At 57.8% G+C, this 13598-nt stretch carries 7 protein-coding genes; all 7 read right to left on the reverse strand.

Features of this window, described 5'->3' with window-relative positions:
• Nucleotides 1–689: 689 nt before the first annotated feature.
• On the reverse strand, nt 690–4883 hold the full coding sequence (locus QW868_RS12675) for a thioester reductase domain-containing protein (protein WP_316171839.1): 4194 nt from the start codon (nt 4881–4883) through the stop codon (nt 690–692).
• Nucleotides 4880–9907 carry a MupA/Atu3671 family FMN-dependent luciferase-like monooxygenase gene (locus QW868_RS12680; RefSeq protein ID WP_316171840.1) on the reverse strand — a complete coding sequence of 1676 codons (5028 nt, stop codon included), beginning with the start codon at nt 9905–9907 and terminating at the stop codon, nt 4880–4882. Before QW868_RS12680 ends, QW868_RS12675 begins: the two co-directional genes overlap by 4 nt.
• Before the next feature lie 7 nt (nt 9908–9914).
• Entirely contained in the window at nt 9915–10844 is a 930-nt protein-coding gene (locus QW868_RS12685; RefSeq protein WP_316171841.1) for a DUF5829 family protein, read from the reverse strand.
• A 78-nt stretch (nt 10845–10922) separates the two neighbouring features.
• Complete coding sequence (locus tag QW868_RS12690) at nt 10923–12044, reverse strand: acyltransferase (protein ID WP_316171842.1); 1122 nt, start codon at nt 12042–12044, stop codon at nt 10923–10925.
• 280 nt (nt 12045–12324) lie between these two features.
• Nucleotides 12325–12462, reverse strand: a complete 138-nt coding sequence (locus QW868_RS12695) for a transposase domain-containing protein (protein WP_316171843.1) — start codon at nt 12460–12462, stop codon at nt 12325–12327.
• 114 nt (nt 12463–12576) lie between these two features.
• A complete protein-coding gene (locus QW868_RS12700) occupies nt 12577–12795 on the reverse strand; it encodes an IS66 family transposase (protein WP_316171844.1) in 219 nt (72 codons plus the stop codon).
• Between the two features lie 119 nt (nt 12796–12914).
• Nucleotides 12915–13238, reverse strand: coding sequence for an IS66 family transposase (locus QW868_RS12705; RefSeq protein ID WP_316171845.1), 324 nt, complete (start codon nt 13236–13238; stop codon nt 12915–12917).
• Nucleotides 13239–13598: the final 360 nt, after the last annotated feature.

Genomic DNA, 13598 nt, shown 5'->3' on the forward strand with positions numbered 1-13598 from the left:
CGCTACGACCGCCCAGATGGGCACATCAAACCGCCCGAACGAACTCAGATCTGGATAAAACTTGGGGGCAAGGTCAATTGTGAGCGCGACCTCTCGGATAAGCGGCATCGCATTGAACATCGCGTTTTCTAGCAGTCTTATCTCTATCAGCATCACATGAGGAACGTCACTCGGCGCAGACCGTCTAATACTCGAGGAGTCTCCGTATGCCCGCCGACCTCCTCTCTTCTCAATAATTTTCAGATTCGAATGCGATGTCGGCGCACAACACGCGATCAACCCTTCATTCATTGGACGCTCAAAGCACCCCCTACAAAGGCCTGAAGCATAGGGACTCCCCCGCACCTCTCGATCGCCTCAGCTTCTAGCTGGAGATCCGCGAAGAGTGCGGATCACCATCATCCCAAGATCCGGAAGAGTCCATGACGCGTTTGGAATATTGGCAGCACCTCCTCAGCTACGAAATACTCGTCGCGTTCAGCCGTAGACGCCGGACTAGATGCGTTGGCCACCCAGCCTTGGTCAGTAACTCGCTTGGAAAGACCGACTGCAATTTCCCTCAGCTTAGCCAACAGCCCTGTGAGGAGCAATTGGGTCGATAGACGACTCGTACGCGACGAACGTGGATTTTCGAAGAGAATCTGGACGCCCCCTCGGATTGAATCATTCAAACACTGCCGGTCTGACGCCTATTTCGCAGGAACGAGGAACGGCGAATGTGTGGCCGGCTTCAGCGTTGGTGTAGGCAACAAGCCACTTTCGGCTAGACGTCCATACATTCTCGCGAAGTAGCTGCGGTCGAGCACCGGATATGGCTGCCCCAGTCGTTCGCGGAAGCGTTTGGAATTTTCGACACCGAACCGTGGCCAATCGTGATTGTCGACCTTCACGTTATCGATCATATCTGTCAAAGGCAGGAGAACATTGTCGCTCCCCGATTCAAGCTTTCGGACGAAGGCCGCGTGCCACTCGTCCCACGAAACGAGCGGCGCTTCATACCCGAACTCATCAAAATGGCCGAACATATCTTCCCATTCCAACACTTCGGGATGGACAAGATGAAATGTACGGCCAATCGCATCTTCTTGCAGCGAGAACATCACCAGCATCCGAGCGACATCGTCTACGGTGCCGACGGGATAAGCTGCGCGCCGGCGCGGGGCTAAGCCGAGATCGATGCACCCCTGGACAAACTTGGTGAAGAAGTCCTCCGGATTGCAAATCCCGGTATGCTGATGGCCAAGAACGTTGCCTGGCCGATAGACCACGACGGGTACGCCCCGTTCAGCGGCAAGACGACAGAGGCCTTCGGCAACCCATTTGCTCTCTGTGTAGGACGATGAATGTCCGACCGGAGGTGGAAGCGGATCTTCTTCGGCAACGAACGTTGCGCCGGTTCCAAAGGCTCCCACGTTGACGAACAACGTCGAAACGTAGTGGACGGTCTTGAGACGATGACGAGTCGCCAAGCGCAAGACCTCTTCGGTTCCGAGGACGTTTGCGGTCTTTAAGACCGAATATGGCCGAACAAAGTTTACGCGTGCTCCGCAGTGATATATTGCGTCGAGACGACCAGCCAGAACCTCGTAGTCGGCGGCTGGCACGCCTAGCCTGGGCTTCTCCAGGTCACCTGGAACGACAACGAGCCGACCAGGCTTCGGAGCTGGCAATCGGTTGCTTCGTAATGTCTCCAGCAATCGTTGCTCCCCTTCCACCGGATCGACAGCCCTGACCAAGCAATAGACGGTCGCTTCCGTCTGCTGAAGAAGTTCCGACAACAGGAACGCACCGAGAAATCCAGTAGCACCGGTAAGCAATACTGCTGTTGCTTTTCCGGGCCGGGCCGCGGGAAGGCCGGATGCTCGAATTGCCGGATCCAGAACCACTTCCGCGGAAAGATCGACCGCGGATCGAATTCCTGCTGCGTCAATCAGTGCTGCCAATTTGCGGATGGTTGGCGAACCGAAGAAATCCGTTATCTTGATTGGCGCGTCGCTCAGTGCGCGAAGATGTGGCAGCATTTGTGCCGCAAGAAGCGAATGGCCGCCGACTGACTCGAAATTATCATCCAGACCGATCTGGTTGCAGCCTAAATGGCTCTGCCAAATCCCCGCGACGGCTCGCTCGCGTTCGGACATAACTACGTCCGCGATATTGTCCGACACATCGATCGGATCGACTTCCGGAGAGTATGTTCCTTCTGCGGCATAACCTGGCTCTTCGCCACTCGATCCGGGGCCGATAGCTTTGCCACGGTTGACCCAATAGCGCTTTCGCTGGAAAGGATAGGTCGGCAGCGATTCTCGCTGTGGAGTGCCAGCCCAGGTCAGGGATTTCAAGTCGATGGTTACGCCAGACTGCCACAATCGGCCGGCTGCCCCTAGCAAGCTTTCGAAGTCGGTACGCGGATCATTAGGGTGCCGCAACGATGGTATGGCATTCGGGCGTGATTCCGCATGCTGTGCCCCGGCCAGTGTGCAGAGCGTATTGCCTGGTCCAACCTCGAGCAAAACCGTACCCAGCTGAGAAAGGGCTGTGCGAACCATGGCTTCGAATTGAACGGGTGATCGAAGTTGTCGGGCCCAATAGCCGGGATCTGTTGCTTCTTCGGGTCTGATCCAATTGCCGGTAAGGCACGAGAGATAGGGAATTGTCGGAGGTGAAAGGTGGTATTCAGCCACGGTCCTTGTGAAACCGTCGAGATAGGGATCAACCAAATAGGAGTGGCTTGCCATTCGCACGGGCAAGACGCGGCACGTGACCCCGCGCTGCGCCAACTTCTCGCTGAGCGCTTCGAGATCGCCGTTGAGTCCAGAGACGAGGCACAATTCAGGGGCGTTTACCGCTCCTAAGGATAGCTTATCGCCAAGGAACGGCTTGATCTCAGATGCGGAAAGAGGAACGCCCATCATACGGCCTTCCGGAATGAGATCGAAAAGGCGCCCCCTCCTTACGCTCAAGCCTAACGCATCGGGTAGCGACAAAACTCCGGCCAAGCACGCGGCAACATACTCACCGAGGCTATGACCGAGCATGGCGTCGGGCTTGACGCCCCAAGACTGCCAAAGCATGGCAAGGGCGTATTCGACGGTGAAGATAGCCGACAGCACGTGCGGCACTGATTCCCGATCCACCTCGACGCCTGGATAACGAGATGGAAACAAGTAGTGTCGAACGTCCATACCAAGACGCTGCAACACAATAGAGGCGCATAGATCAACCTGCTTCCGAAATTCCGGTTCACTGTCATAAATGTCGAGTGTCATGTCCGGATACTGGGTGCCGACCCCGGGAAACATGAATACGATCCGGGGCTTCGACCCATCGGAAGTGACCACCTGTGCTGGCTCACGCAAGGCGCGCGCTGCGCTGGCGGCGTCTGCGGCCACGACGAAGCGTCGCGATTGCAGTCTCGACCTCCCCTCTGAGAGGGTGAAGGCCACGCTTGCAAGGTTCTGATCAAGATGTTCATCGATGTGGTTGGCGAGACGCCCCGCCACCGCATCAACCGCCTTTTTATTGTGCCCGGATAATACGAGCAATTCGTGCGGTCGGTGCCGCGGGTTAACAACGGCTCTTGGCGGAGCTTCTTCGAGAATAACATGGGCATTGGTGCCGCCCACCGCAAACGCACTGACGGCGGCTCGGCGCGGCCCATCAACAGATTTCCATTCCTGGGGTTCTGTTGGCACATAGAAGGGAGATGTATCGAGCTTGAGTTCGCGATTCGGCTCTACAAAATTCGCCTGTGGCGGGATACATTTTCTTTCGAGCGCCAACACCGCCCGGATTAGTCCAGCCGCGCCGGCTGCGGCATCGAGGTGCCCGATATTGGCCTTTAACGAACCCAGAGCGCAGAAATTCCGGCGTTTCGTGCGGAGACGAAAGGCATCTGTCAATGCGGACACCTCGATGGGATCTCCAAGACGCGTACCGGTACCGTGCGCCTCGACGTATCCGATTGTGTCTGGATTTACCGCGGCCATCGTGTGTGCCGCGATGATAGCCCGCATCTGCCCTTCTGGGTTAGGTGCTGCGAAGCTGACCTTATTACGTCCGTCATTGTTGATTGCCGCAGCTCGGATTACCGCTCGGACGTTGTCGCCATCGGCGATCGCGTCGCTCAGCCGTTTCAACGCGACAATTGCGCACCCCTCGCCCGGAACCGCTCCGTTGGCAGCGGCATCAAATGGACGACAACGGCCATCAGGCGAGAACATCGCTCCTTCCGGCGCCAAGTAACCGGCGCTCAACGGCACTCGTATTGTAACGCCCCCTGCGAGCGCGATATCACAATCGTGCGAAAGCAGCGCCTGACATGCCAAATGCGTTGCGACCAGCGATGTGGAGCAAGCCGTCTGGACGGTGATGGCCGGACCTCGAAGATTGAGCTGATAGGCCACCTGTCCCGTGATGAAGTCCTTGTCATTGTAACGCCATGCGTAATGGACCAGGGGCGACCGTGCGAATTCCTCGTTAGTATAAAGATTAAAGATATAGCGGTTCATATAGCAGCCGCCATAGACGCCGATCATTCCTTCGAATCGGTGGGGGTCATAACCAGCGTCCTCGAGGGCCTCCCAAGCGCATTCCAAGAACACCCGATGTTGCGGATCAAGCATCGTCGCCTCGCTCCGGCTAATGCCAAAGAACTCCGCGTCGAATTGATCGGCATCGGTGAGCACCGCCGCGGCTGGAACATAGGCCGGATCACCATAAAGCTGGCGTGGAACTCCGGCACCATCCAATTGGGCCGGGTTGAACCATGTTACCGATTCAATCTTTCCGTAAATGTTGTGCCAGAGCTCGTCGGTCGTCCGCGCTCCAGGGACACGCACTGTCATGCCGACGATTGCAATCGCCTCTATATCCTCGTAGTTCATGCTGGCGCTCCTGTTGTACTGGTCCGCTTTCGTCGGCTGCGTGAAGCAGCGAGGCGGCGCTCCGCCGCTTCCGCAGCGCGCGACGCGGAGCTGTTATTGGCCTCTTGTGGTTCAGCGCGCGCCGCGAATGCGGTGGCGAGTGTCGCGACCGTCGGATGGCGGAAAAGATCCACGAGAGAGACATCCCCAACGCGGTCGATTAGAAGACTCCGAACTCCAACAATCAGTACGGAATTTCCACCAAGGCTGAAGAAATTGTCGTTCCGGCCGACTCTATCGATCTCCAGAACCTCTCGCCAAATCGCCGCGATCTTCTCTTCGAGATCGCCGAGCGGCGCCATATCCTCCTCGTTAACATTGTGATTCACGACTGGATCTGGGAGCGCCTGCCGACTAATCTTTCCGTTGGGCGTCTGCGGCAGGGCGTCAATCCAGACAAAGTCCGAGGGGACCATGTACTCCGGTAAGGTGCGCGAACAGAACGTACGCAGTTCAGCAACAGTTGGTGGTGCATGCCCGGCAACAATCTCGCCGTAGGCAACAAGTCGCCGTCCATCGCCATCTCCACGCACGTCACAAACGACACGTTTGACGGCTTCGTGCGCACCGATCGCAGCCTCGATTTCGCCCAGCTCGATGCGTCGGCCTCGTAGCTTGACTTGGTGGTCAACTCTTCCGAGGAACTCCAGGTCCCCGGATGGAAGCCATCGGACCAAGTCCCCGGTGTGATAGAGCCGCCCATGACCGTCGCCTGAGAAACGATCTGCCGTAAACCGTTCGCTGGTTAGTTCAGGCCGAGCATGATAACCGTCAGCGACGGCTCCGCCTGCGATCATCAATTCACCCGCTACGCCGATAGGAACTGGCCGCATCGCGGCATCGACGACATAGGTACGATAGCCCGGCAGCGGTCGCCCGATCTTTGGCGCCTGATCGGGCGACACAGCGCAAGACGTTGCCCACACGGTAGCCTCAGTCGGCCCATACATGTTGTGAACCGTGCCACCAACGGCATTGGCAAGGGCAGAAGCCAAATCCGGCGGCAGTGCTTCGCCGCCGACGAGGAGCCGGTGCAGATGTTGCATCTGATCGCCCGATCCACGCTCCGCTAATAGCATGCTGGCAAGGGTGGGCGTGCACTGGATATGACTGACATCATGACGTCGCATATCGTCGATAACGCTGCTGCCACCTTGGTACGTCGTCTCGTCTGCCCCCCGCTTGGTCAAGTACAATTCTCTAGCTGAGGCCAGGTGCGGCAAGGCCTCTAGGACGAGTCTGTCGTCGATGCCGAAATCGATGAGGCACCCAACTTCGTCGACACCGATCTCAGACAGCTTTGCCACGGTCGTCGCGGCGTCGCCGATCGAGCCGAGGAGTCCATATTCTGCGAAGAACCGCTCGAACCCAAGGTCAAGCAAGCCCTCCAGTTCTTGCTCTGGGAGATCTCGTATATTGACCCCGCGGGCGACGCCTAAGCCCGCCATAAGATCATATGAAGAGCGGATGTAATCTTTGAGGGGTTGGCGCACCAAGTCTTTCACTAGGTGCACGTCATTGCCCACGAAGGTGTGTACCATCAGGGTGACATGTCCCCGCCCCGGCCGGCCGCTCCGGTTCCATGCATCTCGATAGATTGCAATTTTCTCAGCAAGTTCGTCGAGACTCTGACCGATTAAGTGGGTGAGAACACCAGCGCCGGCTTCACCTGCCGCGACAAACGTTTCTGGGTGACGCGAACTCGTCAACCAGATTGGCAATTCCCCCTGAACGGGCCGCGGATATACAGAAACATCGATCTCCTTACCGACACCGTTCCGCCGACGTACCGTGTCGCCTTTCCATAACTTTCGAACCTCTCCAATACCCCGAAGCATCTCCTGCTTTCGGCCTTCGTACCGATCGCTAGCGAGTACGAAATCATCGGGCTGCCAACCCGACGCAAACGCTATCCCAATGCGGCCGCCGGATAGATTGTCCACGAGCGCCCATTCTTCGGCGACCCGTAAGGGATCGTGGAGAGGCAGCACGACACTTCCCGCGCGAATGCTGATCCGTTGAGTTGTGGCTGCCAGCGCCGCGGAAAGGACGGACGGATTCGGATAAAGTCCACCGAAGGCGTGGAAATGCCGTTCTGGAGTCCAAATGGCGGTGAAGCCATTTTGGTCGGCGAATTTAGCGGCTTCGAACAACAGGCGATATCGCTCGGCTTTTCTATCACTGTCGGGCGCGGCGTTACCGAAAAAGAAAAGGCTGAATTCCATCGGCCGCTCCGACGCCGAAGCCGGACGTGCAGGCAACGGTGGCGAGGAGGTCGCATTTTGGAGCTTCTGATCGGCTCTGATCACCACTCGAAAGCCCTTCGTCAATGTCCAAAATATCTCCAGTACCGAGATGTCAAAAGAGATACTTGTCACCGCGAGCCAAGTGCCTGGCGCGTCGGCGCCGAATTGGGCATCCATTGCGGTGAGGAACGTCGCAAGGTTTCCATGCGTGACGCGAACGCCTTTTGGTCGTCCTGTCGAACCGGAGGTGTAGATCAGATAGGCGAGGCGGGCCGAATCGGTATTGACGGGCGCCAGCCGAGCGCCTGAGTTCATGACCGTATCGACTGGCACAACGTGGGTTCCTAAGGAACGAGCCGCAGACAGCATTGATATCGTCGAAACGACGATCGCTGCTCCTGAATCCGAAACCATAAAAGCCAAGCGGTCGCTCGGATATTCAGGGTCGAGGGGCAGGTACGCCGCGCCAGCCTTTAGAATTCCGAGCAACGCTACGACTGTTTGACCGGACCGTCCCATGTAAACGCCGACCACGGAGTCCGGACCAACACCGAGAGATTGCAGGTGTACTGCCAAGGCGTTCGCGGCCTCATCGAGTTCTCGATATGACATCGTACGCACGGCATCAACAACGGCCGAGGCACTTGGGCTGCGCTTGACTTGAGCCGAAATGCGTTCGTGAACGAGATGGCGATTTTCCACCTCAACTGGTCCGCAAGCCCATTCTTTGAGGATAAGGTCACGCTCGGGCGTCGGTAGAATCTCCAGAAGTGCAAGATCGGCTTCTGGGCGGTTAACGCCTTCAGTGATCATGGTTACGAAGTGCCCGACGATACGGCTTGCCGTTGCTTCGTCGAGTATAGCCGTCGAATAGGCCAATCGAACAATGAGTGATGAGCCATTATGGATAGCATTCAGTGAGAGATCACCATGGGCTGCCCCGCTCAGACCCATAGGTCGAAGTCCGTCGCTCGTCGCTTCGTCCTCTGTTAGATCCGCCTGGTCCTGCCGAAATGCGAAGAACGCCTGGCAGATCGCGCCGTGCGCGGCGTCGGGTTCTGGCCGCAAAACCTCGACCAGGTCCGCGAACGGTATTCGGTGTTCTGCATCACGGGCTACCTCTGCCGTCAAGCGATCGACTAACTCGGAAAAGCAGCGCGATGCTGAGACCACAGGCCGCACCACGACGACATCCGTGAAGACGCCGCCGTTCGATTGAGTCAAAGCGCCCTTCTTCCGTGGGAATGACATGCCAATGGCGATATCCGTATCGCGATTATATCGCTGTAGAACTAAGGCGAAAGCCGCCAATAAAATCGTCTGCACGGACGCATTCTGCTTCCTGCCAAGCGCGGTAACGCTAGCCTCCAATTCAGGAGGAAGGCTGCTCATGATGCTCGCGTATCCAGTTTTCATCTTTGGCGCGCGATGCCGGTCTTGCGGCAGGTGGATGCAAGGGGCGAGATCTGCAAGGCGTTCGCGCCAGTACGAAATCAGTCGGCTCCGTTCTGGTTCAAATACGTGCGAGATATTCCACTCCGCAGAAACGAAGATCTCTAGTCTGCCGGCTGGCGTTTTCCAGCCCTGCACGCCGGTCTGCACGAAGGCACCGGATGGTGAGCGCAGCCAAATATGGCCAATCACTCCAGGTTCGACTGGATCACCGGATTTGTCGGCAACAACTAATAATGCATCGTCTTTAGCTTCGTGAATCGCGACCAACGGGTCGCTGTCCGCCGGGCTGATCGGCAGAAACAGCTCCGGTGACTGTCCGAATCCCGTGAGCGTTACAAGCGCGCTGTGGCTTGCGGCATGAGCAGCAATTGCAGCAGAATGCGCAGGGCTCACCCCTGTTCCATGGATTATTAGCCCGTCGGTGACACTCAGTAGATCGGGTATTGCGGCCAACAGGGCATCCGCCGTAGCCGCTGTCAAAAAGATGGACATGCTTCCATGCTCGGCCGCTTCCGAAGGCAGCGTCTTGACGAGTGTCGCTAACGAATCGGTCGCGGCCGGCATCAAATGGGTAACAGAGCTCAAAAGTAGCCCGGCCCAGAGCTCCGGCAGGAACTCTTTTGAGTGAGTATCCGAGAACAGCGCTATTCGCGTTGGATGGAAGCGCCGTTGCTTCAAACCGTCCACAAAGGTCACAATTGGATGCTGGGCAACGATCGCCTTGCTTGATCCGACCGCCAGAGGCTTGTCGGACTTTGGTGGCGCTGGTTCGACGTGGTGGGCACCATTCAATCGCTCGATGCCGCCCCAATCGTCTACGCAGATGGCCGTCGAAGATGGAAAGCTCGCCAGTAGGGCGCGTTCTGTAAGAACGATCTTACCGGATGTCGCCGCAATAAGGTCGAGCCGCCACATCGACGGCGACAAGACTGAGCTGCTCCGCCCCGACAAGGCTGCGGCGATGATCGCAACCACGAGATGAGAGCCTCTGCCAGCGACAATGGCAATTTCCTGTCCGTTCTGGGCAAGCGCCAAAACTCGATCAGCAATTGCGCTGGCTCGCTCGTTCAGCTCGCGGCTCGTAAGGGCTACGTCTCCGCATCGGAGTGCGGTCGCTTCCGGGTGCTCCTCGATGCGCTTCAACCACAAGGATGCCAGTGTCGGTCCAGGCGACCCATCCCACGACGCCGAGAACGGCTCCGGCAACTCCGATCTTCCATCATGCGAGCGCGCTAGTCCGGCAATAGCGCAATCAGCTCCAACCGGTTGCAGGTGGTCTGTCATGTCAGCCTCACAACGCCTTGCGGTGAGGAAGAAACGTCCACGAGGCCGAGCAATCGTCGGGGCCTGCGGGCGACAGCACGAGGAACGACTCGGAGCCGAAATCAAAGCGGCGGCCAGGGACGGGCCTGGCCATCTTTATCTTGAGCTCCACGGTTCCTTCTCGTGAGGACTCGTCCGCCAGAAAGATAAATTCGGCATCTATTCCACGCACTCGGATGCCGGATTCCACGGCTGACACCTCATATCCCAAGGTAGAGAGGATTGCTGACACCCGTTCAATTCGACCGGGACGCAGTCGGACAGTCACCAGGGCAATGTCTTCCATAAGGTGGTCAGCCGTATGCAACCGGCCAAGGGCCGCGTTGAAACGTTCCGACCGATCCTGCCGGCCACCGGGACCGACCTTCGCACCGATTTCTGCCAAGAAGCCGGGTTGCATTTCATGCAGAAACAATGCGACCGGGCTGATCCCGCCCAGTTCGGGTCTGGTGAATTCATACCAAGGGCTTCGGTCACGACCGCCATCGGCCCCTGGCGTAATCCGCTCTACAATTTCGCTGCTAAACGGAACCCCGGCCGAACGAAGTGCTCGATGAGCTCCTTTCATTTCGCCGGGGTGATCGAAGCTGAGTACAATGCCTGCACAGTGTTCGTTGAACGTATCGTTACCGCCGAATCTGTCTTGGAATATCTCGACGACAGTGTTTTTGCCGTAGGCTCGCGTTGCAGTGTAAGATGACAGAAGTGAGCTCTCCGAAGAGCGTGTTGCAAATCGACTAAACTGTTCACCGCGAAGGAATTCGCATTCGTTGATGAGTTTCAACGCTTCGGCGCCGACCGTCAGGAAGACGTGGTCCAAATGCGGAGGGGTTGCAAATGCCACGTCACGGCCGTCGATCTCGTTGTTGCGATGTTGAGTCATTGCGTTGTTACCCATTCCTTCAAGAGGTCGTTGCTTCGCTTCGGATTTATTGCAAATCCGGCCTCTGTCGACCGGAGCACGCGTGTGACGTCGTCATGCGAGGTGGCACATGTGCGCTTCAATTCCATCAAATGTTGGCACAAGGACAAAGCCAGTTGGCGCGGTTAGTGCGCAAAAGATTCGAACCGGCGGCCCGTTGCCAAGGTCAATTGTATGAACTGGCATCCGCGCATAGTTTGTTGAGACAACGTCAGTTCGATTGTTGAATATATAGGTATCTGGGGCGCTCAACTCGATTCGGCCGTCCCGGATGTTAAGAGCCGATGACAAGTAGTTCGGGTTTCGCACGCTGTTCACAGCCACATGTATTCTTTTCGCCGTGTCACGCGCCGCTGATGGCGAGTCGATCACGTCTGCAACAGGCACGATTGACTCCAGAAACGCATTTCCAATGAACGTGCTAGTAATATTTGGGTGTACATTCCGCACATTTACCGGTACGCGAAGACGGAGCGCCGTAGCGCCGCCCAGAAGCGTCGGGCCGTAACGATGAAATAGAAATGCCGTCAGTGCTTCGTTGAGGGTTGGCATGAACTGATCCGTCGCAAGCTCGGCGCGTAGCGACTCCAAAAACTCCCGGCCAAAAGCGATTACGCTGAATGCGCGCTTCACGCGGAATTCTTGTTTAGATGCGACCTGCGAATCCGGCGTATTAGACTGGATTATCTGGTCTAGCTGTTGCTCTGGGGATAGACGAGACGGAGGCGCGGCCGCAAACTGTTCGAGCAAATATGACATGAAAAGATAGAACGAATAGCCATCTCCGACCGCGTGCGACATGCTCAATCCGATCACAGCTCCGCCGTTCACGGGGGTCAGAGTAGCGGTGAAAACCGGATCTCCTGGCGCCAGATCCAAGCCAGTCACGAAAAGTGGAAGGTGGTTCGCAGTATCTGAATCGGGGTCCCAGATCACCGGCGGCCGTACTATCAGGCGTTGCGGGCTCTGTAGCGATAGCAGCTCGGACGATCCACGCTGCGACCGAGCGAGCGCGGTCGCAAATTGCGGAAATCGCTCGAACGCCCGAGAGAGTGCGAAGTTGAACCGCTCGATGTCGGGCACGTATCTGTAACTGAGCACACGAATGACCGACGGCGCCAGGCCGAACGACTGGTCATAAGCGGAGAGCGGGATCGGAGCCGATTGTCTGATCATCGCTGCCTTCCTAATTATGCAGTCGCTTCGATTGCGCGGCGACGTCGTGCCGAGTGAGCACACGTTTGACCGCAGGAAACGGTCGCCCGATTTGACGGCAGGCGGCACTGCTCCATGAATTCATTTCGATCACAGGATGATTTGCGCGTGCAACTATCAACCTAGGTAGGTGCAGTGAAGAACATCCGAATTGACCTGCACCATAAGAGATTGGTGACTAGCGGCTGAGCGGTTGCTCAAATTCGAGGCTTGACTGGTTCGATCAGGCGGCGGCCGATGTTTAGGCGGCCTTCCAGTCCCCGGGATGCAGGTCGGCGACCTTTCTGGCCGAATGCTCAGGCAGTCTGGCAAGGACGTCGGCTAGCCAAGCTTTAGCATCAACGTTATTGAGCTTAGCGGTCTGGGTCGGGGTGTACATCGCGGCGGCACGGCGGCCGCCTTAGTCGGAGCTGGCGGAGGTCCAGTTCTTGTGGCCGACGGCAACGGCGCACAGCTCGCGTTCGGGAGCATTGTGGTCATGCTCCGCCAACGGTTATCGACGAAGCACGTGAACACCTCCGAGCGCGTGAGGCTGTAGTCGATCGCCTTGGCGGTCTCGCTCTTGCCGGACGGCGCGGCGTTCGCGCAGGAAAGCTTCAAGCTCTTCGACCAGCGAGCAGCTGCGCTCGTTGCGCAAGGCCTTGCGCTGGTGGGCCGGCAGGATGTTGATCTCACGCTCGACAGCGAACAGCGCATCGATCTTCGCGACCACTTCGGTTGCGATCGGCGCGTGCTTTCAGCCGCGCGATCTCGAAGAACTTGCGTCCTGCATGCGCCCAGCTGCCGACCTCGATGATCGGACCGGCTTGCGCGAGGCCTTGTAGAGGTGGTTCAAGCCAGCATAGGCATCCGCCTGCATTGGCCCGGCATGACCGACAAGATGCCCCCGGGATGTGCGCCGGTGCGGCCGGGCGAGTAGAAGAACTGCGCCGCTGGCGGCGCATGCCCGACGAAGGGGCGATCGTTGGGAACGTAGGTCCACACCCGGCCTCTGCGCGTCTTGCCCTTGGCTAGAACCGGCACCGTGGTGTCGTCGGCATGGATGCGCTCGTCCTTAAGCACATGCGCCTTGATCGCCTCGACCAGCGGCATCAATGTAGCAGCCGCCGCTCGCATCCAGTCGGCGAGCGTGGAGGCGTCCAGCGCCACGCCCACCGTTCAATCTCGCGTGGGCGCGCGGGACCGCGCCTGCCGGCGTTCGAGGTCATCGGCGCGGAATTGATGGGAGCCAGATCGACTATATCGGCGAGGGCATCGAGCACAATGGCGACGGGCGTAACTAGCGCCGCTCTCCGTCGCAAGCGGATGCCAAACGGCATTCTGGATATGAACGCTGCTTCATATCAAGGAGAGGCGGAGTTGACTTTGGCGAGTTGAGCTTCGCAGGCCCGTCGGCCCCACCAGCGTAGCAGCGCCAACCTGCGCAGCGTCTTCCCTCAGAGTTTCAGCCTGGCCAACCCACCTGACAAGGTTGCAAGGATACATATCGCCATCATTCGCCTGATCGGCCATCCG

Origin of the sequence: Bradyrhizobium sp. SZCCHNR1051 (assembly GCF_032489615.1) — a bacterium.
Classification (GTDB): domain Bacteria; phylum Pseudomonadota; class Alphaproteobacteria; order Rhizobiales; family Xanthobacteraceae; genus Bradyrhizobium.